Origin of the sequence: Streptomyces brevispora (assembly GCF_007829885.1) — a bacterium.
Taxonomy (GTDB): Bacteria; Actinomycetota; Actinomycetes; order Streptomycetales; family Streptomycetaceae; genus Streptomyces; species Streptomyces brevispora.
Map to the genome: position 1 here is coordinate 4,170,182 of NZ_VIWW01000001.1, position 25,368 is coordinate 4,195,549.

Here is a 25,368-nt window from a genome sequence, read left to right on the forward strand (position 1 = left end):
CGACGGCCGAGCCGAGACCGCCGCGACCGCGCATAGCCTGCGGCTGCGACGGCTTCGTGGCGACCGCCCCGGCCGGGGCCGCTCGGTGTTCCCGGCCGGTCAGTGCTGCCGACGCCGGGGCGCCTGTGCGGTGGTCCGGGGTGCCGGCCCCGCAGGCCGGGGGGATTGCGACTGGCCGGCGCCGGCCGCCCGCGCGGTCTGTGCGGCCAGCAGCATCCGCCGCTGCCGGGCGCGCATCAGCCGGACCTTGCGTACGGTCGCGATGAGCCCGGCGATGAGCGTGCCGCCGTACAGCCAGCCCGCGTGGACGGCGAGCGCGGTGACGACGGCCATCGTCTGTCCGCCGAAACCGCTCGTGCCGCCCGAGATCGGGATGATGCCGACAGCGAACGCGATCGGCACGCTGATCGGCGCGGTCACCAGGTCCGCGGGCCGCACCCAGAGCGCGGTCAGCGCGCTGACCGGCAGGAACAGCGCACCGAACACGACGGCCGAGTCGTCGAACAGCAACCAGTCCGCGCAGGCCAGCACGAACATGGTGACGGCCGCGAAGAGCCCGGCGCCGATACCGGTCAGCCGGGGATTCGGCAGTCGCCGCAGGGCGAGCACAACAGGTGCCACCGGGCGGGCCCGGCCTGCGGGTGCGCTCATCACCCGATAGGCGGAGGCACCTTCGCCGGGTGCTCCCTTGGCTCCCTCGGCTCCCTTGGTCCCCAGCGGGGACTGCGGGGCCTGCTGAGTCGGGTTGTGCTGCGGGGGACGTGTCCTGTGCTGCTCCACCGGGACAACGTAGGTCGCCGGGCGGCAGGAATCAGGTGCGGGACACGCGCTTTGGCCGAGCTTGGCGATGAGTTCGATGCCACACGGCCCAACGGGAACCGGATCGGCGCCCGACGGGACCCGTGGATACGTGTTCGCGGCCGCCCGTAAACTGGAGAATCGGCCCACCGGGGCCGGACGTCATTGCGAGCCCGCCCACCCCTCAGGAAGTCGCCAACGTGTCGCTCACGATCGGAATCGTCGGCCTGCCGAATGTCGGCAAGTCGACCCTGTTCAACGCCCTGACCAAGAACGACGTGCTGGCGGCCAACTACCCGTTCGCCACGATCGAGCCGAACGTCGGCGTCGTCGGCGTGCCCGACGCACGCCTGAACACGCTCGCGGAGATCTTCAGCTCCCAGAAGCTGCTGCCGGCGACGGTCGACTTCGTCGACATCGCGGGCATCGTGCGCGGCGCGAGCGAGGGCGAGGGCCTGGGCAACAAGTTCCTCGCGAACATCCGTGAGTCGGACGCGATCTGCCAGGTCATCCGTGCCTTCAAGGACGAGAACGTCGTCCACGTCGACGGCAAGGTCTCGCCCAAGGACGACATCGAGACGATCAACACCGAGCTGATCCTCGCCGACCTCCAGTCCGTCGAGAAGGCCGTCCCGCGCCTCACGAAGGAGGCCCGCCTCCAGAAGGAGAAGGTCGCGGTCCTGGCCGCCGTCGAGGAGGCCCAGAAGATCCTCGAAGCGGGCGACACCCTCTTCCACGCCGGCATCACGGCCGCCACCGAGAAGGGCCGCCTCCTCCACGAGCTGCACCTGCTCACCACCAAGCCCTTCCTCTACGTCTTCAACGTCGACGAGGACGAGCTGGTCGACGAGGACTTCAAGAACGAGCAGCGCGCCCTGGTCGCCCCCGCCGAGGCGATCTTCCTCAACGCCAAGATCGAGTCCGAGCTGATCGAGCTCGACGACGACGAGGCCCTGGAACTCCTCCAGTCCATGGGTCAGGAAGAGCCCGGCCTCGCCACCCTCGGCCGCGTCGGCTTTGACACCCTGGGCCTGCAGACGTACCTCACGGCAGGCCCGAAGGAAGCCCGCGCCTGGACGATCAAGAAGGGCGCCACGGCCCCCGAAGCGGCCGGTGTGATCCACACCGACTTCCAGAAGGGCTTCATCAAGGCGGAGATCATCTCCTTCGAGGACCTGGTCGAAACGGGCTCGGTCGCCGAGGCCCGCGCCAAGGGCAAGGCCCGCATGGAGGGCAAGGACTACGTCATGCAGGACGGGGACGTGGTGGAGTTCCGGTTCAACGTGTAGCGGGTTCGATACGTTACGTCACTGATCTGGCAAAAAAGCAGGTCGGAAGGGGCCCGGCTCTTCGGAGTCGGGCCCCTGGGCTTTCCCCGTTCGGTCCGTCAGCTCAGAGGTGAAGTAAGATTCAACCTACGTAAGAATCTATCTACGTTAATTGTCCTCAGGGGTGCGTCGTGGAGTTTCAAGGTCGGGCCGGAGATCTTGAGCTGCTGGCTGAGCAGTACCGGACAGTGGTAGAGGGGGTTGGAGCCACTCGGGGGCGGGCTGTGATCATGACGGGTCGGCGCCGAGTAGGGAAGTCGCGACTGGTCCAGGAGTTCTGCGACCGCTCGGGAGCGGCATACGTGGTGTTTCAGGCCACCCGTGGGCGCAACCCTGTGACGGAGCGCGCCGACTTCGCCGCGACGCTCGCGCAGTCGCTACTGCCGGGGGCGGAGCTGGTCGCCGGCCTCCAGGCGCAGGACTGGAACCAGGCCCTGCGCTCACTGGCGCTCGCGGTACCCGATGACTCGCCCAGCATCGCGGTGATCGACGAGGTGCCCTGGCTGGTCGAGCAGGATCAGGAATTCGAGGGCGCACTCCAGACTGTCTGGGACCGTCACTTGTCCTCCAAGCCCGTGCTTCTGCTGCTGGTTGGCAGCGATACATCGGTGATGGAGGCACTGCAGTCGTACGGACGCCCATTCTTCGGTCGGGCAGCGAAAATGACCGTCCACCCCCTGAACCTGGCCGACGTACAGGCCATGACCGAACTCGACGCCGCAGGGGCCGTCGACGCCCAGTTGATCACTGGCGGATTCCCCGAGATCGTGCAGTCGTGGCGGCCGGGAATGGGGCGTACAGCCTTCTTGCAGGCGTCGGTCGCCAATCCTCTCTCGCCCCTGCTGGTGGCTGGCGAGCTGTCCCTGCTGGGCGAATTCCCCGAGGCTTCGCACTCACGGGCCGTGCTGGAAGCGGTTGGCAGCGGTGAGCGCACGTTCAGTGCAATCGCAGCCCAGGCCGGCGGCGCCAGCGCTCTGCCGTCCGGCACGCTCTCCCCGCTGCTGGCCATGTTGCAGGCCAAGCGAGTCCTGGCTGCTGATCTCCCCCTGTCGGTCAAGCCGGACAGCAAGAACAAGCGCTACCGGATCGCCGACCCGTATCTGCGGTTCTGGCTGGCGTTCCTGGCACGCGCGATCCCACTCATCGAGCGAGGCCGCGGTGACTTGGCACTGGAACGCATCGAGCGGTCATGGACCAGTTGGCGCGGGCGAGCGGTCGAGCCACTGATCCGCGAGTCCTTGCTGCGTCTGATGCCCAATGATGAGTGGCCCGAGACCGAGGCCATCGGCGGTTGGTGGAACCGTCAGAACAACCCCGAGATCGACCTCATCGGTGCAGACCGCGAGCCGGTGGCCCGGCAGGTGTCCTTCGTCGGGTCGGTCAAGTGGCTGGAGACCCAGCCCTTCGGCCGTCATGAGTACGACGCCTTGGTGCGCGACATGCTCGCCGTCCCCGGTACCGCCCCGGATACTCCACTGGTCGCGGTCTCCCGCTGTGGGGTGACCGATGATCTGCCGCTCACCGCGCACTGGGGGCCGGAGGACCTCGTACGGGCGTGGCAGCCCCGATAGCCGCGAAGTCCGGGATTCTCACGTCGTGAGTGATCCGGCGGAGCCCCGCACAGGAGCATCGTCAGCAATGCGCTCCGACTCGCACCTTGCGAGATGAGCGCAGCGACGAGGTCTACCTCGGCCGGATCGGCCCCACTGCCTCAACACTCATACCTTGAGGACCGTCGGCACCAGAACGCGCCCTCTATGCGCTCTGGTCACGGCCGGTGTGCGCCTCCCGGGCAGGCCCACACTCCCCGGCGAAGGAGGCCGCAGGCACGGGCCACCGCGGCGAAACCGGGTCAGCACCCGCAAGGTGAAGTCCCCCATCTCCCGTTACGCGGAACGGAAGCAGGACGGCCGCCCCGACGGCAGCCGGACCGTAACATCCATGACGATCGCGCTCCTGCCGCCCCCAGCCCCGGAGCCCGCGCTGCCCGCAGCGACCGTTCCGCAATACGTCGGCCCCGGTCGGCCCCGGCAAGACCAGCAGCCGCATGGCACGTGTCCTGGCCATCCTGCAGGCAGAACCCGAACGGCACTGGCGGGCAAGGGAAATCGCCGAGCACCTCGGCGACGTCACCCTCGTTGCCACCTACCGACAACTCGTTCGCTGGACCGAGAAAGGAATGATCAAGAGAGTCCGCACCGGACGCTACACGGCAACTCCACCAACAACTCCCTTGCACAACCAGCGGAAACGCTAACTACCCGGCCTTGGGGAAACTTCATCTTTACCGACGGGTCGGCCATCAACGCGATCATCGTCGCCCTCGCGGATGCCTTCTACGAAGCGGCAGTCGATCAGCAGGTGGATTCAACCTGAGTAGACGCCGAGGTCAGACGTCCTTGATCTGTACGCGGTCGCCGCACAGTTTCGACCAGTCGCCGCGGTCGGAGGTCAGGACGAGGGCGGGTGCCGGGGAGCGGAGCGCCATCGCGGCGACGAGGGCGTCGATGGCGTACTTGTGGCCGTGTAGGCCACCGGCGTCGCTCAGCAACTGCACCGCGGTGTGGCTGTCTGCCTGGGTGACGTCCTGGACCTGAAGGCGGGAGAGAAGCCAGCGCAGCCGGGTGGTGTCCGTCTTCCCGTAGACGGACACCACGACCGTCAGGGCCGACACGAGGACGGGCACGCCTACGCGACGAGCGGCCTCGATCCGGGTCACCATCTGACGGTCGTTGCGCAGCACCAGCGACAGCGCCTGGGAGTCGAGCACCAGGGACCCGGCTGCGGGCTCCTTCACGCGGCGCTGTCGTTCGACGCGTAGGGCGCTGGTGCATCACCGAAGAGCTCGCTCTGTGCGGCCTGGACTTCGGCCTCGCTCAGCGGCTCGTGCTCGGCTTCGTAGGCGGCCACGATCTCGGCGAGGCCGTCCATGGCGAGCTGGTGCCGGACCGCCGCCGTCACGTAAGCGGACACGCCGCGCTTACCGGTGCGGGTCCGCAGAGCACCGAGGAGTTCGGAGGGCATCGACACGGAGAGGTTCTCCGTGCCGCCGGGGCGGGGTGACTTCATGGCCGCAAATCTAGTACAGAAACTATTACAGCGTCTGGAGCGCTGCGCGGTCTGTATCCGGGGCGGGTCTTGATGCGTAGTCTTGGCGCTTCTGGATCTTCTTGTACTTTGCAGTGAATCCCGTGCTGGGATGGTGCTGGGATGCGCCCACATAATCGCAGGTCAGACCGGTTGTGGTGGAGTTCCGCTTCAACGTCTGATACGTGCGGCGAAAGGCCGTCTGACCTGCGGCGGAGTGGGTTAGGCGGCCTTTGCGGTCCGCGCGGAGTCCGCAGCTTGCCGACTGGGGCGTTTTTTGAAATCCGTGCACGATGGGGTCGACACGGGCTTCCTTCGTTGCGGTCGGCTCTCCGGGGTCTTGTATGCGCTTGCAGGCATATTGCTGGTGTCGTATATTCGTTTGGGTGAGCTACCCGGCAAGTGACGTCATCGCAGTGCTCGCCGAGCCCAGTCGTCGGCGGATACTCGACCTCCTCAAGGATGGCGAGAGGCCCGTCGGCGAATTGGTCGACGAGTTGGGACTGACGCAGCCGGCCGTCTCCAAGCATCTGCGCGTCCTGCGCGAAGCCGGGCTGGTCGAGGCCAGGGTGGACGCTCAGCGGCGGTTGTACCGGATACGCCCGGAGCCGCTGGCCGAGCTCGATGCCTGGCTCGCCTCCTATCGCAGGCTGTGGAGCGCGAGCCTGGACCGCCTGGGCCGGCATCTGGAGGAAGGAACATCATGAGCAACCCCATGGATTCCGTAGATCCCACGGATTCCGACGCCGCCCCCGACGCCACGTTGAGCACCGACGGCGCCCGGCCGATCCTGCGCTTCGAGCGGGTTCTGGCCCAGCCTCCCGCGGTGGTCTGGCGTGCGATCACCGACCGTGAGGAACTCAAGGCGTGGTTTCCGTCCGAGGTCATCGCTGACGCCTGGGAGCGCGGTGCCAGGATCAGCTTCCCGTTCCCCGGGACCGATATGACTCTCACCGGCACCGTCCTGGAAGCGGAGGAGCCCCGCGTTCTCGCCTATACCTGGGGAGAGGAAACCCTCCGCTTCACCCTGACGCCCGAGCCGGACGGTCGCACCCGCCTGGTGTTCACCGATGAGACGCCCCCCGGTATCGCCGCCCGCAACGCGGCAGGCTGGCAGGTCTGCCTCGCCCGCCTCGCTGGTGAAACCGCGGCCGCCGACGTCTGGAAGGGCCACTTCGACCGCTACGTCGCCGCGTTCGAGCCCGCCCTCGGTCCGCAGGAAGGCCCCCCGGCCGCCAGCTGACGACCTGCACGGGGAATGCGCCGACCGCCACCCACCCGCCCGGCCGGGAGCGACACGCACGGGCCCCTGCAGCCGGACCGGCACGGCGGCGGGTCCGGCTGCCCTTGCGAGCCGACCTCTACAGCTCGTCCTCTACAGCTCGTCGCCGAAGGCCTCGGCCAGTTCACGCCATTCGGCCCGCGGCAGGCCGGCGCCGCCCCGGTCCGCGGTGAGCACCTGGAGGGCGACGTGGTCGGCGCCGGCGTCCAGGTACTGCTGCGTCCGGGCCCTCACCTGCTCGGCGTCGCCCAGGGCGAAGAGCGCGTCGAGCAGGCGGACGCTGCCGCCGTCCTCGAAGTCGTTCTCCGTGAACCCCAGACGCAGCAGGTTGTCCGTGTAGTTGGGCAGCTGGAGGTACATCCCCAGCATGTTCCGCGCGGTGGTGCGGGCCCGGTCGGGCGTGGTGTCGAGCACGACGGACAGTTCCGGGGCCAGCAGCGCGTCGGGGCCGAGCGCCTCGCGTGCTTCCGCGGTGTGCTCGGCGGTGACGAGATAGGGGTGGGCGCCCAGTGCCCTGTCGGTCGCGAGCTTCAGCATCCTGGGGCCGAGCGCCGCCAGCACCCGACGTCCGGAGTCCACGGGCGGGGTGGCTGCGTCCAGCGCGTCGAGGTACGCGACCATCGCGCTGTACGGCTTCGTGTACTGCGGCACCATCGGGCCGTGGCTGACGCCCAGGCCGAGGACGAACCGCCCGCGCGCGCTCGCGTCCATCGCCGCGATCCGCGCCGCCACCTCCGCTGCCGTGTGGTCCCAGATGCTCAGGATGCCGGTGGCCACGGTGACCGTGCGGGTGGCGGCGACGACAGCCGCGGCGTCGTCGGGCGACGGGCTGCCGCCGATCCACAGCGTGCCGTAACCCAGCTCTTCGAGCTCGGCGACCGCCTCCGTGATCGCCCCCTTTCCCGCGTCGTCCGCCCGCGCCCCGTGCAGGGCGCCGCTCCAGATGCCGACCCGTCCGAATGCCTCGCGTGTCTCAGAAGTCATGCCGTGCCCAACAGCGACCCGCGTCCGCTATTCCCGGCCGGGCCGGGATTCATCCATCTGCCGACGTGTACGGCGCGGAGCGCCCGCCGCCCTCGACCACCTCATCCATCTCGCCGGGCCCGTGCGGTACGACAGTCCGGGCCGGCCCTGGCGCGCGTGCCGTTGCCCTGGGGCCGGGGCCGGGGCCGGGGGGCCACTGCCGGGCCGGGGCCCGCCGTCGGGGCGGGGGCGCCCCCGGTCCCGGCCCGCCCCCGGTCCCCGCCCGCCCGGATGGTCTACGGCTGGGTGACCCTCAACTCCCTTACGCCTGTGGGCTTGTCCCCATCCGCCGACCGGACCGTCACCCGCACCTCGCGGGCCACCGCGCCCGCCCGGTACAACTCCCAGTGCTGTCCGTCGGCCGAGGTTTCCAGCCCGTACGAAGCGGGGCGTACGTCCGTCCACTCCGGCACGATTCCCGTCACCGCTGCCGTCCGCCCCAGATCCACGGTCAGCGTCCCCGCCGCCCCGTCCGGCGACCAGGCCGTCGCCGTACTGCCGTCCACCGCCGCCGCCGCGTAGAGGCCGGGGGTCTCGGAGGTGGCCGTCGCCGGGCGGCACCGGGCCGCGTCGGTGGTCGGGACGAGGTCGGGGCGGCGGGTGGGCAGGGTGAGCGCGGTCGACAGGAGGCGCGGACCGGCCGGCGTGTGGAGGGTGAACGGCGCACCCGAGGCCAGCCGGACCTCGGTCGTCCGGGGGCCGATCTCGATGTCGTACATACGCCCCTGATAGCGCAGCCCCGTCAGCGTGACCCCCGCAGGCAGCTGCGGCGGCAGCATCGGGTCCAGCCGCACCCCGTCCTCCCGCAGCCGCAATCCGGTCAGCCCGTGCGTGAACACCTGGAGGAATCCGCCCTTGCCGGTGAGGAAGTCCTCGGCCGGAAAACCGGACAGCGGATCCTGCGCGCCCGCCTTCGCGCCCCGCGCCTCACTGAAGAGGGCGTACGGACCGCGCATGAACGGGCGCACGGCACGCTGGAGATAGGTGTACGTCGCACAGCCAGGCTCCCCGATCGCGGCCGCGTCGATCGCATGGACCGAATCCGTCATCGCCGGGCCGTCCGGATCGGTGTGGGCCGCGTAGTAGTCGAGCGTGGCGGCCGCCGCACCCGGCTCCATCGGCCACTCCAACGGGTAGATGAGCAGCACGGTGTCGGCCTGCTTGATCGTCGAGCCGTCGTAGCCCGCGTACTGGAGGAAGAGCTTGCGCTTCGGGTCGTACGGGATGCGCAGACCGTTCGCGACCTCGGTCCACTCGGCCGGAGCGGGGTGGCCGAGCAGCTGCGCCGCGCGGGTGGCGTTGCGCAGGGCGGTGGCGGCGACGGCGTTGGTGAACACCCCGTCCGTGACGCCGTTGCTGTACTCGTCCGGGCCCGCCACATCCTTCACGGAGTAGCTGCCGTCGTCGTTCACGGTGGCGCGCGAGGCCCAGAAGTCCGCGATGCCCTGCAGGAGTTGCCAGCCGTGGCCGGCCAGCCAGTCACGGTCGCCGGTGGCCAGGTAGTACTGCCAGACGGCCAGTGAGACATCGCCCTGGAGGTGGTTCTGCGTGACGCAGTGCGGCGGGTTCCAGCTCTGGCACTCGGACCAGAGGCCGCCCTTGCTCGCACTCGTCCACGGGTAGAACAGGCCCTTGAAGCCCAGCTTCTCGGCGTTGACACGGGCCTCGTCACGGGTGCGGTAGCGGTACTCGACCACCGAACGGGCCAGCTCGGGACGGGTGGCGAGCAGCCCGGGGAACATCCAGGTCTCGGCGTCCCAGAACACCATGCCCGCGTAGTTGTCGCTGGTCAGACCGGCCGGGGCGATGCTGTCGCGGGAACCGGCGCGGGTGGCGGTGAGCAGCCCGTACTGTGCGGAGCGCAGCCACTTCTGGAGGTCGGGGCTGCCCGGTAGGGACACGTCGGCGGACCAGTCCCGGCGCCAGACGGCGGCGCTCTCGGCGAGGACCGCGGACCAGCCGAGCCGGGCCGCGCGCCGGGACGCCTCCTGGGCGGTGGTGCGCGGGGCGCGTGAGGTGAGCGCGGTGTCGACCCCGACGAACTTCTCGAACGTATACGTGAGCCCGGCGCTCACACGGGACGGATTCGCGCCGGCGGGGGCCGGGCTCGCGCTGCCGGACGGGGCCGGGCGCATCGTCTGAACGATCGCGCCCTCCGTCCCGGTGCCCCGGGTGCGGAACGTCCCGTCGTCGTCGAGTGCGATCCGGCGTGCGCCGCGTGGGTCGAGCCGGCCCGTGACCGTCGCCGTGCCGCTCCAGTGCGGGGTCATGAGCAGTCGTACGGCGCCGGTGTGCACTGCGGCGCGGTCGGCCAGCACCTCGTACGTCAGGTCGGTCGCGCGGCCGTCGGCGGTCGTCCAGCGCAGCGACGTACGTACCAGTCCGCAGCGCAGGAACACCGTCTGGCGGTACCGGGAGATCCGGCCCGCCGGGGTGGCGGAGCCGTACGTCTCGTCGCCCACGCGCACGTCGAGGTTCGTCCAGCTCGGCAGCGCGGCGATCACCTCGCGGCCGGCCGCCAGGTCCGGCTCGCGGCCGAAGAGGCCGGAGACGAAGGCGCCGTCGTAGCGCGGGGTGAACAGCGGCCAGCCGGTCTTCCCGCCGGGCTCCGCGTATCCGGCGCCCGCGGCGGGCACGCGGTGGCCCAGGTAACCGTTGCCGACATAGGGGTCGTAGCCCGCGGCCTCGCCGAACGTGGTGGACGTCGGCGCCCAGGCGGGGTCGGTGTCGCGGCCGCAGGCCATGTCGGAGGCGGGAGCGGGAGCGGCCTGGTCCGAGGTGGGGGAGGTGGGGGGGACGGGCGGCAGGGGCGCGATCAGGGCGCACGCGGCCAGTGACGCGAGGAGAGAGATACGCGAGAGGCTCACGCTACGAACGTAGGGAAGGGAAACGGGCACAGCGCGGCGGCGTACGGCGCGCGGGTGAACGGCTGACGCGGCCACCGGCTGAGGCGGCGGCCACCGGCTGAGTCGCCGACCGGCTGCGCGGCGGTCATCGGCCGGCGCGGCAACCGGCTGGCGCGGCGGCCATCGGCTGAGTCGGGGACTCCAGGTCAGGCCCTCCGGCTCAGGTGGCGAGGCCTGTCTTGAGTCCCGCGCCGCACAGGGGTACGACGACGCTGCGGTCCGTCCAGCCACCGACCGCGGCCCAGCACGCCACCCCTGTCGTCTCCACGTAGAAGCCGCGGGCGGCCAGATCCAGTTGTGCGCCGCGGATCTGATTTTCGGTCACGGTCAGGAAGGTGCCGCCCGACTCACGCACCGCCGCCAGGATCGCCCGGGCCCGCGGCGGACGCGGGATGGCGATGCCCTCGGCGAGGGTGGGGGAGAGGGCCCCGGACGGGGCGTCGAGGAGATCCTCCGCCCCGGCGTGGAAAGCGTCGGCCAGTGGGGAAACGGCCTCGGCCTGCACGGCGATCAGGGCCGGGCGGGTGTCGATCAGGCCCTGGTCGTGGAGTTCCGTGACGGCCAGGGCCGCGCCGAGGAGCAGGGTGCCGTTGCCGACCGGCACGGCGATCGCGTCGGGGAGCCTGCCGCCGAGGTCCTCCCACATCTCGTACACGTAGGTCTTCGTGCCGTGCAGGAAGTACGGGTTGAAGACGTGCGAGGCGTAGAACGTGCCGGGTGCGTCGGCGGCGGCCCGGGCGGCCAGGGCGGTCGACTCGCGGTCTCCGGGGACGATTTCCAGCCGGGCTCCGTGGGCCCGGATCTGCTCGGTCTTCTTCGGGGACGTGCCCTCGGGGACGTACACCGTGCAGGGCAGTGCGGCGCGGGCGCAGTAGGCCGCGACGGCGGTGCCCGCGTTTCCGCTGCTGTCCGCCACAACGCGCTCGGGGGAGAGACGACGGGCCAGTTCGGCGAGCATCACCGCGCCGCGGTCCTTGAAGGAGAGCGTCGGCATCAGGAAGTCGAGTTTGGCCGAGACCGTACCGGTGAGCGGAACGAGCGGGGTGCGGCCCTCGCCGAGGGTGGTCATCGGAGACGCGAGCGGCAGCACCTCCTCGTAACGCCATAGGGAGTTGACCCGCCCGGACAGGGCGTTGGGACGAAGGGGGCCCGCGATCTCGAAGTCGAGGTCCCAAGGGCCGCGGCAGACCGGGCAGCACCAGGTCAGCGAGGCGATGTCGGCGCGGGTTCCGTCCTGCGGGCAGCGGTACGTGGTGGCCATGGCTACCAGCATGTCAGGAGGAGGGAGGGGAGGGAGGGGAGGGAGGAGGGAGCGGAGGGAGGAGGACGGGGTGGGATGGGCTGAGGGGATGGGGCGGGATGCGCTGAGGGGCCGGGCTGAGGGGGCTGGGGCGGCTGCACTGTCGCAGCCGCCCCAGCCCCGGGAGTTCCTACCGCCGGGAGAGTCCGCGGTCCACGGTGGCCATCAGCTCGCCGTCGTCCGTGTCCCCGTCCAGCGACCAGAACATCGCACCGCCGAGCCGGTGGTCGCGGATGTACTGGCTCTTGGTGCGCAGGACCTGCGGGTCGTCGTACGTCCACACGGTGGTGCCGTCGAACAGCCAGGCGCTGCCGTCCCGGACATTGCGGTGGACCTTGTACGTACCGGATTCAGCCAGTTTCTTGAGGGCCTTGTAGTCCTCGTAACCGGCGGCCCAGGTGGCGGGGGCGGGCGCCGTGGCGGGTTGGCCCAGGCCGTCGCCGCCGCCGGTCACACCGGTCCAGCCCTGACCGTAGAACGGCATCCCCATCACCAGCTTGCGGGCCGGGGCGCCGCGCTTCAGCCAGTCGCGTACGGTCCGGTCGACGCTGAAGTCGCCCTTCGCGTACAGCGCGGACTGCTGGGCGGTGGTCTTCTCGCCGGAGACGTGGAAGTCGTAACCCTGGAGGTTCACGAAGTCGAAGTCCCGCATGATGCGGGGCACGTCGAAGCCGGCGTCGATCTTCTCGGGGGACGCGGGAATGAACGCCGAGAGGTCGTAGTGCCTGGGCTTCGAGCCGTGGTTCGCGCCCTTATGCCCGGCTGACCCCTTCCGCGTGTTCTTCCCCTTGTGCGATGCGGCGTCGCTCTTCGCGTAGGCGTCGAGCTGGGTGCGGAACTCGTGCACCAGAGCGGTGAAGTTCCGCTTGTCCTCCGGGCGGTACACCGTGTCGGTGTCACCGGCGGATCCCGGCCATTCCCAGTCGATGTCGATTCCGTCGAAGAGGCCGGCCGCGGCACCCTCGCCGCCTCGTGTCCCGTCCACCGGCAGATTGCCCTTGATGTACAGGTCGATGCAGGAGGAGACGAACGCCTTGCGGGAGGCGGCGGTGCGGGCCGCGTCCGAGAAGTGGGTGGACCAGCTCCAGCCACCCAGCGAGATCATCACCTTGAGGCCGGGGTGCTTGGCCTTGAGCTCGCGCAACTGGTTGAAGTTGCCCGCGAGGGCCTGGCCGTCGGTGTCGGCGACGCCGTCCACCGAGCCTGCGGCGTCCAGCGGACGGACGTAGTCCGCCCATGCGTCGGCCTCGCCGGGCACATTGCCGGTGAAGCACTTGCCGTCGGCACTGACGTTGCCGAAGGAGTAGTTGATGTGGGTGAGCTTGGCTGCCGTGCCGCTCGTCTCCAGGTCCTTGACCTGGAAGTCGCGTCCGTAGACACCCCACTGGGTGAAGTAGCCGACGCGCTTGTAGGCGGGAGCGGAGGCGTGGTTCTTGCCGCGGTCCTTGCCGTGCCCGGCGGAGGCGCTGGCGGCGGGTGTGACGGCGGCTGCCAGCGAGACGGCGCAAACGGCAACTGCCAGCTTGGACAGGGTTCTTCGACGCATGAGGCCCATTTCTGTGCGTGTGCCGAGAGGTGCGTGAGCCGTGCTGTGTGGGGTGGAAGTTATTGGTCTGGACCAAGCGAGGTCAAGGGGTGAGTCACATCTGACTGCGGGTCACGCCCGGGGCCGCGCCCCGAGCCGTCCCGGGCCGGCGGTGGCGGATGCCGGTCGCGATCGGTGGGGTGCGACAGGGGGGCGGAATCGCCGCGGCGGCTCGGGGTGTGTATGCGTATGTCGGTGGCGAATCATCACTTCGAGTGAAACCCTGGCCTGCGCTTGCGGTCTGGAACCGACGGTTGTCACGCTGTCGCAGTCTGTCAATCTCCTGGGGAGTGGCCTGTGACTTTCGGTGAGCAGCCCGCCTATCTGCGCGTTGCGAGCGATCTGAGAGAGAAGATCGTCAATGGTTCGTTGCCACCACACACGCGCCTGCCGTCGCAGGCGCGTATCCGCGAGGAGTACGGGGTCTCGGACACCGTCGCGCTGGAGGCGCGCAAGGTGTTGATGGCCGAGGGGCTGGTCGAGGGCCGCTCCGGCTCCGGTACGTATGTGCGCGAGCGCCCGGTTCCGCGCCGGATCGCCCGCTCCGGCTTCCGGTCGGAGACCGGCGCCAGTCCGTTCCGGCAGGAGCAGACGGCGGAGGGGGCGCGGGGGACCTGGGAATCCCGGAGCGAGCAGGAGGGCGCGAGTCCGGAGATCGCCGAACGGCTCGGAATCGAGCAGGGCGACCGCGTGATGCGCACGCGCTACGTGTTCCGGGAGGCGGGTGAGCCGATGATGCTCTCGACCTCCTGGGAGGCTCTCGCGGTCACGGGGCGGACGCCGGTGATGCTGCCGGAGGAGGGCCCGCTGGGCGGCTGCGGGGTGGTCGAGCGGATGGCCGCGATCGATGTGGTCGTGGACAACGTGGCCGAGCAGGTCGGTGCGCGCCCGGGGCTGGCGGAGGAGCTCCTGGCGCTCGGCGGGGTGCCGGGGCATGTGGTGATGGTGATCGAGCGCACGTACTACGCATCGGGCCGACCGGTCGAGACCGCCGATGTGGTGGTGCCCGCGGATCGCTACCGGATCGCCTACCACCTTCCGGTCAGGTGACCGGCACCGGAGGGGGCGTCGGTGGCGGGTGGCCGATGCCCGGCGTCGTCGTACCTGTCGGTCGGCCGGTGCCGGAGGCGTTCGTCCGGAGCGCATGACGACACGTTGGCGGCTGCCCAGGTCTCGTAACGGCCGGGCGCGACGTCACTTGTGACGGCTTGTCATGTCCCGCTCGTATCGGTCCGAGTGGCCCAGGGGGCGCATCCAGCTGGATGCGCCCCCTACGTATTGGTCCACTCCTGGCCGGATCGGTATCTCTTTGTGCAAATACATATTCGTTGCGTGAAGGTCAGGCGTACGCTCGGGCATATGCGTACTGCGGTTTCCTGGGGATTCTTAGAAACGTGCACGTCGTTCAGGGGAGGGGCGCAATGCTCGGGAGGGACACGATGAGCGACAGCGGGGCCGTGCTCCCTTGGCTGGTGATACGGCAGGACGACAACGGAAACCGCTACCGCGTGGGCAGATACACCACGCAGGAAGAGGCCCAGCGGGCCGCCGACAAGCTCGATGGGCACGGCCACAAGCAGCTCTACTGGGTGGAGCGCATCGGGCAGAGCGCGCGGCCGCAGTAGTGCGCCGGTCCGGCCGTCCGCCGGAGCCCCGGTGACCGTGCCGCGCCCTCCGGGGTGGTCGGGGCCTGGCACTACGCTCCGAGGCATGAGTGATCGTGTGGTGGTGGCCGGAGCCGTCTACGACCGGGGGCGGCTGCTCGCCGCGCGCCGTAGCGCCCCGCCCGAGCTGGCCGGCCGCTGGGAACTGCCCGGCGGCAAGGTGGAGCCGGGGGAGAGCGGCGAGCAGGCGCTCGTGCGCGAACTCCGCGAGGAGCTCGGCGTCGAGACGGAACCGCTGGAGCGGATCCCCGGCGAGTGGCCGCTGAAGCCCGGCTATGTGCTCCGGGTGTGGACGGCCCGTCTGGTGTCGGGTGTTCCCGCGCCGCTTCAGGACCACGACGAGCTGCGCTGGCTCGGACCCGGTGAGGGCGACACCGTGGACTGGCTGGAGCAGGACCGGCCCGCAGTCGCCGAAGCCGTACGGCGGTTGGCCGACGGCGCGCACCGCTGAGCGGAGCGGCTGACCCGTGGCGCGCACCGCCGAGCGGAGTGGCCGACCCGCGACGCCCGTCGCTGGGTGGAGCGGTTGGCCGACGGTGCACACCGCTGAACGGAGAGGTTGGCCGGTGGTGCGCACCGCTGAGCGGAGTGACTGGTCAGCGGCGCATGCCGTTGAGCGAGGTGACTGGTCGGCGGCGCGTGCCGATGGGCCCGTGCGCCCTTTCTCTGCGCGCACACCCGTTCGTGCGCATGGCCCTGCACCCGTACGCCCCACGTGTCGACCCCGGCGGTATTTCACGCGGATTATCGGGTATGCCCTGGTTGATCCCCTTTGGACAGGACGCTCTCCGATGCTGGTCTTGGGAAGTGATCGGCGTGATCGATACCGAAGGCGACTGCACCGAGTGGAGCTTTCCCGCTGTTCCCGGCGCAGTGCGCACGGCACGGCACGCCGTCCACGAGGCGCTGCGCGGCTGGGGGATCGACACAGCGGTCGGAGATGTGGCTGTACTCCTGGTCAGCGAGCTGGTGACCAACTCCATGCGCTACACGCCGGGCCCCATCGACGTGCGGCTGGTGCGCCCTCATCCCAACGGTGACGGCCCTGTCACGCACCCCGCGCTGCTGGTGGAAGTCTCCGATCCGCTTCCGGATCCGCCCACCGAACGCAGGGCGGGACCCGACGACGAAGGCGGCAGGGGATTGCAGCTCGTGGCCTGTTCCGCCCGGCGCTGGGGGACCAGACGCGGAAAGACCGGCAAGACGGTGTGGTTCGAGCTGGCCCTGCCTGGTTAGGAGTGGGGTGGGACGAACAGCGATCACCAGAGGTCGGGCAGAACCTGGCTGAAAGGGACTGAGACCGTGCTGTGATCGTGAACGCCGTGTCGGTGAGGGCCGTAGTGCTGAATACTGCGGGCAGGACCGGTCCGGTGTGTGAGCTGGAGGGGACGGTCGCGTGAGCGAAATACCTGGGACAGCGGGCGACGTCGTGTGGCAGAGCAGTCCGCCTGGCTCGATTTATGACTACGTCAGGGTTGCCTCCTTCTCGATCGGCTCCGACGGGCTGATCGAGCAGTGGAGCCGCCGGGCCGCCGGTCTCTTTGGCGTTGCCGCTCACGAGGTGGTGGGCAAGGATCCCGTCGAGGCCTTCATGCCCGGCCAGCTGCGCCGTGACGGTCACCGCCGGATCGGTGAGGTGCTCGACGGCAAGGAGTGGACGGGCCTCGTCCCGTTCCGCATGCCGGGCGAGAACGCCCTGCACGGGCTCGCCGAGATCTATGTGATGCCGAGTGAGACGGTGACCGGCGAACGGGCCGCGGTCTGCATCGTCGTGGATGTCCGGGCGCTGCGCGGTATCGAGACGGACCTTGCGGCCTCGCAGGCAATTTTCGGCCAATCTCCCTTCGGTTTTGTGCTGTTCGGTACCGACTTCACGGTGCTGCGGGCCAACGAGCGCTTCGCCACAGTCTTCGGCGGCCGGGCCGACGACCACCACGGCCGCACCGTTCACGACTACCTCACCGGCGCGGAGGCAGACCGGCTGGCCGCCACACTCCGCCGCGTCCTGGCGACCGGTGAATCCGTCACCGACCTCCAGCTCGTCGGTACCGCCCCGGGCGACCCGGAGCGCCGCCACTGGTCGATGAACCTCTACCGGGTGCACAGCGGATCGGGCCGCCCCATCGGTATCGCCGGACTGGCCACCGATGTCACCCGGCGTCATATCGCCGCCCGCGAGGCCGCCAGCGCCAGGCGCAACCTCGCCCTGCTCAACGAGGCCAGCGCGCGCATCGGCAACTCCCTCGACCTGGAGACCACCGCACGCGAACTCCTCGACGTCGCCGTACCGGGCTTCTGCGACCTGGCGTCCGTCGACCTCTACCAGGCACTGCTCACCGGCGAGGAGGCACCGCCGGGCAGTTGGAGCTCCCTCCGTCAGGAATCGGTCGGCGGCTCCGCCGAACTGTGCCGCGTCGCCTTCGCCAGCGCCGTGTCGGACGCCATGCCCGACACCGTCGCGGACACCGTTCCCGACTCCGTCGGCGACGGCTCGCAGGCCCGGAGGGTCGCCGGGGCGCCCGCGCTCGGCGCGGTGCACCGCTACCCGTTCAACTCGCCGTGTGCCATCGCGCTGCGCACCGGCCGTGTCGAGGACGTGCCCGGCGACGACCGCGGATTCGTCCAGTCCACCTTCGCCGTGCCGATGGTCGCCCACGACACCGTGATCGGACTCGTGCAGTTCTCCCGTACGAAGGGCAGCGAGCCCTTCGGCGAACGGGACCGGGCCCTGGCCACCGAACTCGCCGCCCGTGCCGCCGTCTGCATGGACAACGCGCGCCTCTACCGGCGCGAGCACGAGCGTGCCCTGATACTCCAGCGCAGCCTGCTGCCCCCCGGCGACCCCGAGGCCGCGGGTCTCGACATAGCCTGCCGCTATCTGCCCGGCAACACGGCGACCGAGGTGGGCGGCGACTGGTTCGACGTGATCGAACTCCCCGGGCACCGCACCGCCCTCGTCGTCGGCGATGTGATGGGACGCGGACTGCGTGCCGCGGTCGCCATGGGGGAACTGCGAACCGCCGTGAGGACCCTGGCGCTCCTCGACCTGGAGCCCGCCGAGGTCCTCTCCGCGCTCGACGAAGTCGCCCGAGGCCTCGGCGCCCCCGGTGGCAGCACCTCGTCCGGCGGGATCGGCGGCGCCCAGTGGCCCTCACGGGCCGCCCACAAATCCCGCGAGGCGGACCTCGCCGAGGTCTATCTGGCGACCTGTATCTACGCCGTCTACGACCCCGTCACCCGACGGTGCACCTTCGCCAACGCCGGCCATCTTCCCCCCGTCGTGGCCGAGCCGGGTGAACCGGCGCTGCTGCTCGACGTCCCGCCCGGCATGCCGCTCGGAGTCGGCGGCGAACCCTTCGAGGAAGTCGAGGTCGAACTCAAGGAGGGCGCCCTCCTCGCCCTCTACACCGATGGCCTCGTCGAGTCCCGCGATCACCCGCTGGACGAGGGACTCGAAGCGTTGCGCGGCGCCCTCGTCGAACACGCGCGGCCGCTTGAAGACGTCTGCGACCGGGTACTGAACACCCTCGACACCCGGCACGGCGAGGACGACATCGCCCTGCTGATGGCCCGCATCCAGGGGCTGCCGGCCGAAGCGGTCGGCGACTGGCGACTGCCCAGAGAACCCCGCTCGGTCGGCCGCGCCCGCGAACTCGCCCGCGGTCAGTTGCTCGCCTGGGACCTCGACGACCTGGTGGACACCACCGAACTGCTCGTCAGCGAACTGGTCACCAACGCCCTGCGGTACGGCGAGGGCGAGGTCCGGCTCAGGCTGCTGCGCGACCGTACCCTCGTGTGCGAGGTGTGGGACGCGGGTCTCGTCCAGCCGCGGCGACGGCGGGCACGCGACACGGACGAGGGCGGCCGGGGTCTGCAACTGGTCGGGCTGCTCAGTGCGGCCTGGGGATCGAGGCGGACACCGCGTGGCAAGACGGTCTGGTTCGAACTGTCGTTGCCCGACGGCCGGCCGGCCGCCGAGCGCACGGTCGAGGAGCTTTTGAGCATGTACTGACCAGGGCCCCGCCCGGACTCACGAGGCCGTCTTCAGGGCCGCGAGACGCGCCTCGACCTCCGCACTGGCACCCAGCGTGTCCAACTGCTCGAACTGGGCGTCCAGGGACGAAGCGGCAAGCTCCTGCTTTCCCAGCGCCTTCGCCTCCTCGCGCCGCACCCTGTCCTCGAACCGGCCGATCTCGCTGGTCGGGTCGAGGACGTCGATGCTGCTGACGGAGTCCATCATCCGGTTCTGCGCCTGGGCGGACTTGACCCGTGCGACCAGCTCGTCCCGCTTGGGCTTCAGCTCCGTCAGCTTGGCCTTCATCCGGTCCAGCCCGGACCTGAGCTTGTCCACCACTTCCGTCTGCGAGGCGATGGTGGGCTCCGCGGTCTTCGCCTCCTTCTCCGACTGGAGCTGCCGGCCGAGCGCGACCTTGGCCAGGTTGTCGAACCTGTCGGCCTCGGCCGCCGATCCGCCCGCACGCAGCTCGTCCGCCTTGCGACTGGCGGCGAGCGCCTTCTCGCCCCACTCCTCGGCGGCCTCGACATCCTCCCGGTGGTCCTGCTCCATCAGCCGCAGATTGCCGATCGTCGTGGCGACGGCCTGTTCGGCCTCCGAGATGTTGGACGTGTAGTCGCGGATCAGCTGATCCAGCATCTTCTGCGGATCCTCGGCCTGATCGAGCAGTGCGTCGATGTTGGCCTTCGCCAGCTGCGTGACGCGTCCGAGAACGGTCTGCTTGGTCATGGCACCTCTCCTGTGTGTCCCGTGCTGATCCACGAGTGATCCGTACGCAGGCCGGCGAGTGCGGGGCGGCGCCGGGCGGTCAGAACCGGCCACCACCGCCGCGCCGGCCACGGGTGCCCCCGCCACCGAAACTGCCCGGCCCGCCGCCCCCGCCGAAGCCGCCGCGGCCGCCCCCGCCCCGGAGCCCGCCGAGAATGATTCCGCCGAGGACCGCGCCGCCCGTACCCCCGCCGCTGCTGCCCCCTCCTTGCGCACCGCCCGGACCATTTCGGCTGCCGTATGTCCGCACGTCCTGTTCCGCCAGGCTCTGTGCCTGCCCGGCCAGTGAGTCCGCCCGGTGCGCCTCGGCCAGCGCCCCCTGCGCGTCGTCCGTCCCGGCCAGTTCACGGGCTCGCTCCAGCCGTCGCTGGGCCTCCGCCAGCCGGGTCCGGGCCTGGCTGCCGACCGCTCCACGATGGGTACTGACGCAGTCGGCGGCGGCGCCGATCGCCGAGCGCGCGGTGAGCATCGCCTGGTCGAGGAGCGAGCGGGCCCGCCGGTCGCCCTGCTCCCGCTCACGCGCACCGGCCAGCGCCTCGTCCAGTGCCGCGTCCGCCTCCTCCACCCGGCGCAGCGCGTCGACCGGGTCGTGCGGACCGGCCCGCAGCTCTTCCCGCACAGCGCGGATCACGGAGCGCGCGCGGGTGATCCGGCCCCGGAGATCCGCTGTGGACGCCCCCGCGGTGGTGCCTTCCAGCAGCCCGCCCGCGTCGGCCAGGTCCGTCTCCGTCTCGGTGAGCGCGGCCGGCAGCCGGCCCGCCGCCTCCTCGGCCTCCCGCGCGCGCCGGTCCACGGCGTCGACGAGGGTGGTCGCCTGGTCGACCGCGCCCTCGGCGGCCCGTACGTACACCGCGGCGGCGGCGTTGTCCCCGCCGTCCACCGACTGCCGGGCCTGATTGAGTGACGACGTCGCGAACACGAGCCGGTCCTTGGCCTGTTCGATGTCACCGGCGACGGGGGCCGAGACGGACTTTGCGTAGCGGCTGCGCAGGGAGGTGAGGGTCGCCCCGGCCTCGGAGACCCGGCCGGCGAGCGCACGGAACGCGGTCTCGGCCGCCGCGAGCGCCTGGGGGGCGTTGTGTTCGAGCGCACGGAGCCGGTCGAAGTCCTCGGATACCGCGTCCAGCCGGGAGTTGGCGTCCTCGCAGCGGCTGATGATCTCGTCCAGCATCCGCCGGCGGGTGGCGTCGTCCTCGGGGATGGCGTTGTCGAGCTGCTGGCGCAACCGGAACGCGGCCGTCAGCTCGCCCCTGGCGTACGCAACCGCCTCGGTGAACGGTGCTGCGGCCGCTTCTCCGAACTGGGCCGTGGCGAATCCGAGTTCCTCGTCGCTGGTGCGGACCGCGTCGTCCGTGCCGACCAGTGTCTCCTTGGCCCGGGCGTCGAGTTCCGGCAGCGAAGTGGGCGGCGCCGGTGACGTGTTCCGGTCGGGGTCCTCCCGTCCCCAGCCGGTCGCGCCGGGCGTCGTGCGGGTGGCGGTGCGTCGTCTGCGTCGGGTGTGCGCATAGGCGGCGGCCGCCGCGGCTCCGCCGACGACGACGATCGGCAGGATCAGGTCCCCGACGCTCGTCCCGCCGGAGTTCCCCGTTCCGGGGTCGTCGGCGCCCGGGGTGATCGTCGGAGTGGGTACGGCCGCGCCGGTCAGGACGGCGGAGTACCCGTTGGCGGCCCCGATCGCGGCGCCCGCCCAGTCGTTCTCCTTGAGCGCCGGCTCGATGGCGGTGCTCGCCACGTCGTGGAGCTGGGCGTCGGTGAAGCGGGAGTCCTGGCCGACGGAGTACGCGTACCGCCGGTCGTGGGTGGCGACGGCGAGCAGGTTGTCGTCGCGTCCGATCCCGTTGCGGTCGGCCGTGTCGGCGGCCCAGTTCCGCGCGGACCGCCCGGAGGAATCACGGACGTACACCACGAAGAGCTGGATGCGGCGTTTTTCGTACAGCTGGTCGAGTGCGGTGACCACCTGGCCCCTGCGGTCTTCCAGCGCGCCGGACCTGTCGGTGACCTGCCCGTCCCGGGACAGCGTGACGGGGTCGTCGGCGCGCGCCGACAGCGCGGCAGGAAGGGTCAGCCAGCACACCGCGAGCAGGACGGCGAGCAGGGCCCGGCCCGGTATGACGGTCCGGGTTCGGCTCACAGGCGGCATCACGTCTGTGAGGCTATGTCCACGTTCGGTCACCCGCGACCCGGCGAGGGGCCACGTTCAGCGCCCGGAGAGACTCCCCGCGACGTGCCCGCGCCTGCCGTGCGTGCAGCGCCCTGCCGGACGCGGATGCCGGCCGTCGCCATGTGACTGCCCCGCGTCCGATGTTGGTGGCGGGGTCCGGCGGCCGTCAGGTACCGCCGGACCCCGCACGGTCGGGAACCGTCAGGAGGCTCCCGGTCCGAGGGCCGACGTCAGTCGGCGATACGCGGCAGCGCGCGGGTGCGGCCCATCTCGCCCAGCCAGGTGGCGGACGGCTTCGGCAGTCGCTCGAAGGTCTCCGGGTCCCAGCCGATGAGGCCGAACGTCGGCGTGTAGGAACCCCACTCGTAGTTGTCCAGGGCGCTCCACGCGAGGTAGCCCTCGACCCGCAGGCCGTCCTGGATGGCGGAGGCGACCTCGTTCAGGGCGCCGGTGTAGTAGTCGATCCGGCGGCTGTCCCGGTCGGTCGCGATGCCGTTCTCGGTCACGATCAGCGGGATGTCGTGACCGACGACCTCGGCGGTGTGGCGCAGCGCGTGGCCGACGGCGGAGGGGTAGTACTCCCACTGCGTGAGGGTGCGCTCGGCGTCGTCGGGGGTCGGGACCGGTCCGTCCGTACCGATCTTGGTGCGGGTGTAGGACTGCACCCCGATCCAGTCGTCGCCGCGGGCGGCCTCGATGAAGATGTCCTCGCGGGGGTGGCGGTAGGCCGCGGTGACCTCTTCGGCGCCGGGCAGGGCCTGGTACACCTGGTTGGCGATGGTCCAGCCGACCTGGATGTCGGCGTTGATCGCCTTGACCTCCTTGACGGCCGAGTGGTGGGCGGCGATGACGGCCTGGGTGGTCTCGTCGTCGGGGGTCGGCAGACCGGCGGGCGGGAAGCTGAGATCGCCGCGCTTGGCCTGGCCCGCCATCACGGCGATCATGTTCGGCTCGTTGATGGTGCAGACGTGGCTGACGCCTTCGCTGATCACCGGTGCGCAGGCCGCGACGTAGCGGGCGAACAGCTCGGTCGCGCCCTCGGCGGTGAAGCCGCCACGCGCCTCGAACCACTGCGGCACGGTGAAGTGGTGCAGGGTGACCATGGGGCGCAGCCCGCGCTCGATGGCGCCCTCGACCATGCGGCGGTAGTGGGCGAGCTCGGCCCGGGAGAACTGGCCCTCGGCGGGCTCGATACGGGCCCACTCGATGGAGAACCGGTAGTCGGTGAAGCCCAGTCCGGCCAGCACGTCCATGTCCTCGTGCCAGCGGTGGTAGCTGTCGCAGGCGTCCAGGCTGGGCTCCTGGATGTGGGTGCCCGCGGTGTGCTCCTTGACCCACCAGTCGCTGTTGGTGTTGTTGCCCTCGATCTGGTGGGCGGCCGTGGAGGCGCCCCACAGGAAGCCTTCGGGGAACGGGACCTGGGTGTGAGTCATCGCAAACTGTCCTTCTGGTGCGTGAGGGGGGGTGACCGGCGGGTGTGCGGGTGCGGGCCACGTACGTATCGGTGGGGCGGCCGGGGGCGGGGCGGGGCCGCCCCCGCGGGCGTACTACTTCATGCCCGCGGTGGCGATGCCCTGCGTGAAGTGCCGCTGGAGCGCGATGAACACGACCAGGACCGGCAGCACGATCAGGAAGGAACCGGCCATCAGCATGCCGTTGGATCCGCCGGCCTTGTTCGGGTCGGTGGCGAACGTGGCCAGGGCCACCGGAAGGGTGTACTTGTCGGGGTCGTTGGTCGCGATGAGCGGCCAGACGAAGTTGTTCCAGGAACCGAGGAACGTGAAGATCGACAGCGTCGCCAGGGCGGGCTTGACCAGCGGCATCACGATGCGCCAGAAGATGTACCACTCGCCCGCGCCGTCCATCCGGGCCGCTTCCAGCAGCTCGTCCGGGATCGACTGCATGAACTGCCGCATCAGGAAGACGCCGAAGGCACCGGCTGCGAACGGCAGCACCAGACCGGCGTACGAGTCGATCAGCTGCAACTTGCTCATCAGGACGAACAGCGGCAGCAGCATCAGGTTGCCGGGCACCATGAGGGCGCCGAGAACCAGACCGAAGATCTTGTTGCGGCCCGCGAACCTCAGCTTGGCCAGGGCGTAGCCGAGCATCGAGCAGAACACCAGGTTGGACACGGTGACCAGCACCGCCACGATCACCGAGTTCATGAAGTACAGCGGCAGATCGAGCTTGTCGAGCAGGTCCCGGAAGTTCTCCAGGGTCCACTCGGTCGGGATCCAGACCGGCGGGCTCGCGGTCAGTTCGCTCGACGTCTTGAACGCGGAGAGGGCCATCCACAGGAACGGCGCCGACATGATCAGCAGGCCGAGCGAGAGCAGGACGTAGACGGCGATCCGCTTCAGGGACCTGGGCTGCCGGGCCCGGTCCTTCCGCTCGGCGTTCCCGGGCTTCTTCGACGGCGCCGTCGAGACGGCGCCCGGTGCATTGGTGGCGCTCATTTCGTGTTGTCCTTCAGCAGTCGGAGCTGCAGCACCGTGATGCCCATGATCACTACGAAGAGGACATACGCCATGGCGCTCGCATAGCCCATGTGGAAGAAGTTGAAGCCCTCGCGGTACATGTTCAGCGAGACGGTGAGCGTCGAGTCCGAGGGACCGCCCTGCGTCATCACGAAGGGCTCCTCGAAGACGTTGAGGTAGCCGATCGTGGTGATCACGGTGGCGTAGAGCATCGTGGGCCGCAGCAGCGGGACGGTGATGCCCTTGAACTCCTGCCAGACGCCGGCGCCGTCCAGCCGCGCCGCCTCCCGCACCTCGGTGGGAATGGCCTGCAGACCGGCGATGAAGAGCACCATGACCGTGCCGACGTTGCGCCAGACCGCCATCGCGATCATCGACGGCATGGCGAGCGTCTCGGAGCCGAGGAAGTCCGGAGCGGTGAGGCCCACTTCGGAGAAGAGGCCCGCGACGAGGCCGTCGCTCGGGTCCAGCACGAAGCGCCAGACGACGGCGACCGCCACGATGGTGGTGACGACCGGGGCGTAGAAGCCGACGCGGAAGAAGGTCCGGGCCCGGTCGATGCCGTTGTTCAGCAGTACGGCGACGAGCAGTCCGAGGAAGATCGTCAGCGGGACGCCGATGACCACGAAGTACGCCGTGTTGAACAGCGACTTGAGGAACTTCTCGTCACTGAACAGCTTGGTGTAGTTCTCGAACCCGATGAAGTTCGCGTCCAGCGGGTGCGTCACGTTGCGCAGCCCGAAGTCCGTGAAACTCATCACCAGGGTGGCGATGATCGGGACGGCCATGAAGACGAGGAAGAGAACGAGGAAGGGAGTGGAGAACAGCCAGCCGGCCATGTTCTGCACGCCCAGCCTGGGCTTCCCACGCATGCGCGAACCCTTGGGCCCGGCGGCCGGGGACTTCGCGGTCCCCGGCCCGGCCTGCACCTTGGCCGACTCTGCGGCCTTTCCGGTCGTGGTGCTCATGGC

21 protein-coding genes are annotated in these 25,368 nt (G+C 70.2%); 9 read left to right on the top strand and 12 right to left on the bottom strand.

Annotation, left to right across the window (positions count from 1 at the left end; translation table 11 throughout):
* Positions 1–99 precede the first annotated feature (99 nt).
* Complete coding sequence (locus FHX80_RS19540) at positions 100–651, bottom strand: DUF6542 domain-containing protein (protein WP_145767385.1); 552 nt, start codon at positions 649–651, stop codon at positions 100–102.
* Between the two features lie 347 nt (positions 652–998).
* Here FHX80_RS19540 and ychF point away from each other — a divergent pair, with 347 nt between their 5' ends.
* Together ychF and FHX80_RS19550 are read left to right on the top strand one after the other, a co-directional pair.
* On the top strand, positions 999–2,087 hold the full coding sequence (gene ychF / locus FHX80_RS19545) for a redox-regulated ATPase YchF (protein ID WP_145765369.1): 1,089 nt from the start codon (positions 999–1,001) through the stop codon (positions 2,085–2,087).
* A 170-nt stretch (positions 2,088–2,257) separates the two neighbouring features.
* On the top strand, positions 2,258–3,697 hold the full coding sequence (locus FHX80_RS19550; protein WP_145765370.1) for an ATP-binding protein: 1,440 nt from the start codon (positions 2,258–2,260) through the stop codon (positions 3,695–3,697).
* A gap of 818 nt (positions 3,698–4,515) precedes the next feature.
* On the opposite strand, the gene FHX80_RS19555 is transcribed toward FHX80_RS19550, so the two are convergent.
* Positions 4,516–4,923, bottom strand: coding sequence for a type II toxin-antitoxin system VapC family toxin (locus tag FHX80_RS19555; protein ID WP_145765371.1), 408 nt, complete (start codon positions 4,921–4,923; stop codon positions 4,516–4,518).
* On the bottom strand, positions 4,920–5,195 hold the full coding sequence (locus FHX80_RS19560) for a hypothetical protein (protein ID WP_145765372.1): 276 nt from the start codon (positions 5,193–5,195) through the stop codon (positions 4,920–4,922). The genes FHX80_RS19555 and FHX80_RS19560 overlap by 4 nt, the downstream gene beginning before the upstream one ends.
* Before the next feature lie 404 nt (positions 5,196–5,599).
* Between FHX80_RS19560 and FHX80_RS19565 the strand changes: the two genes are divergently transcribed.
* Complete coding sequence (locus FHX80_RS19565) at positions 5,600–5,920, top strand: ArsR/SmtB family transcription factor (RefSeq protein ID WP_244318336.1); 321 nt, start codon at positions 5,600–5,602, stop codon at positions 5,918–5,920.
* The gene (locus FHX80_RS19570) at positions 5,917–6,456 is read left to right on the top strand and encodes an SRPBCC domain-containing protein (protein ID WP_208764687.1); all 540 of its coding nucleotides are present in this window, start codon (positions 5,917–5,919) and stop codon (positions 6,454–6,456) included. The genes FHX80_RS19565 and FHX80_RS19570 overlap by 4 nt, the downstream gene beginning before the upstream one ends.
* Positions 6,457–6,588: 132 nt before the next feature.
* Here FHX80_RS19570 and FHX80_RS19575 read toward each other — a convergent pair whose 3' ends face one another.
* From FHX80_RS19575 to FHX80_RS19595, 4 genes are all read right to left on the bottom strand, one after another.
* Positions 6,589–7,479, bottom strand: a complete 891-nt coding sequence (locus FHX80_RS19575) for a TIGR03620 family F420-dependent LLM class oxidoreductase (RefSeq protein ID WP_145765374.1) — start codon at positions 7,477–7,479, stop codon at positions 6,589–6,591.
* 275 nt (positions 7,480–7,754) lie between these two features.
* Positions 7,755–10,385, bottom strand: coding sequence for a discoidin domain-containing protein (locus FHX80_RS19580; protein WP_145765375.1), 2,631 nt, complete (start codon positions 10,383–10,385; stop codon positions 7,755–7,757).
* A gap of 199 nt (positions 10,386–10,584) precedes the next feature.
* A complete protein-coding gene (locus FHX80_RS19585) occupies positions 10,585–11,685 on the bottom strand; it encodes a threonine synthase (RefSeq protein WP_411977500.1) in 1,101 nt (366 codons plus the stop codon).
* 169 nt (positions 11,686–11,854) lie between these two features.
* A complete protein-coding gene (locus FHX80_RS19595; protein WP_145765377.1) occupies positions 11,855–13,270 on the bottom strand; it encodes a glycoside hydrolase family 18 protein in 1,416 nt (471 codons plus the stop codon).
* Positions 13,271–13,606: 336 nt separating this feature from the next.
* Between FHX80_RS19595 and FHX80_RS19600 the strand changes: the two genes are divergently transcribed.
* The 5 genes from FHX80_RS19600 to FHX80_RS19620 all read left to right on the top strand — a co-directional run bounded on the left by FHX80_RS19600 (position 13,607) and on the right by FHX80_RS19620 (position 18,985).
* Positions 13,607–14,359 carry a GntR family transcriptional regulator gene (locus tag FHX80_RS19600; RefSeq protein ID WP_145765378.1) on the top strand — a complete coding sequence of 251 codons (753 nt, stop codon included), beginning with the start codon at positions 13,607–13,609 and terminating at the stop codon, positions 14,357–14,359.
* 389 nt (positions 14,360–14,748) lie between these two features.
* Positions 14,749–14,934, top strand: a complete 186-nt coding sequence (locus tag FHX80_RS19605) for an SPOR domain-containing protein (RefSeq protein WP_425281692.1) — start codon at positions 14,749–14,751, stop codon at positions 14,932–14,934.
* 85 nt (positions 14,935–15,019) lie between these two features.
* Positions 15,020–15,424 (top strand): (deoxy)nucleoside triphosphate pyrophosphohydrolase, encoded by a 405-nt coding sequence (locus FHX80_RS19610; RefSeq protein WP_145765380.1) that lies wholly within the window; start codon positions 15,020–15,022, stop codon positions 15,422–15,424.
* Between the two features lie 356 nt (positions 15,425–15,780).
* Complete coding sequence (locus FHX80_RS19615) at positions 15,781–16,209, top strand: ATP-binding protein (protein WP_145765381.1); 429 nt, start codon at positions 15,781–15,783, stop codon at positions 16,207–16,209.
* A gap of 193 nt (positions 16,210–16,402) precedes the next feature.
* The gene (locus FHX80_RS19620; RefSeq protein WP_208764797.1) at positions 16,403–18,985 is read left to right on the top strand and encodes a SpoIIE family protein phosphatase; all 2,583 of its coding nucleotides are present in this window, start codon (positions 16,403–16,405) and stop codon (positions 18,983–18,985) included.
* An 18-nt stretch (positions 18,986–19,003) separates the two neighbouring features.
* Here the strand turns inward: FHX80_RS19620 and FHX80_RS19625 are convergent, their stop codons facing one another.
* The 5 genes from FHX80_RS19625 to FHX80_RS19645 form a co-directional block, all read right to left on the bottom strand.
* Complete coding sequence (locus FHX80_RS19625; RefSeq protein WP_145765383.1) at positions 19,004–19,717, bottom strand: PspA/IM30 family protein; 714 nt, start codon at positions 19,715–19,717, stop codon at positions 19,004–19,006.
* 79 nt (positions 19,718–19,796) lie between these two features.
* Positions 19,797–21,887, bottom strand: a complete 2,091-nt coding sequence (locus FHX80_RS19630) for a TPM domain-containing protein (protein ID WP_145765384.1) — start codon at positions 21,885–21,887, stop codon at positions 19,797–19,799.
* Between the two features lie 260 nt (positions 21,888–22,147).
* Positions 22,148–23,350, bottom strand: coding sequence for a glycoside hydrolase family 1 protein (locus FHX80_RS19635; RefSeq protein WP_145765385.1), 1,203 nt, complete (start codon positions 23,348–23,350; stop codon positions 22,148–22,150).
* Between the two features lie 114 nt (positions 23,351–23,464).
* Positions 23,465–24,376 carry a carbohydrate ABC transporter permease gene (locus FHX80_RS19640; RefSeq protein ID WP_145765386.1) on the bottom strand — a complete coding sequence of 304 codons (912 nt, stop codon included), beginning with the start codon at positions 24,374–24,376 and terminating at the stop codon, positions 23,465–23,467.
* On the bottom strand, positions 24,373–25,365 hold the full coding sequence (locus tag FHX80_RS19645; protein ID WP_145765387.1) for a carbohydrate ABC transporter permease: 993 nt from the start codon (positions 25,363–25,365) through the stop codon (positions 24,373–24,375). The genes FHX80_RS19640 and FHX80_RS19645 overlap by 4 nt, the downstream gene beginning before the upstream one ends.
* Positions 25,366–25,368 lie beyond the last annotated feature (3 nt).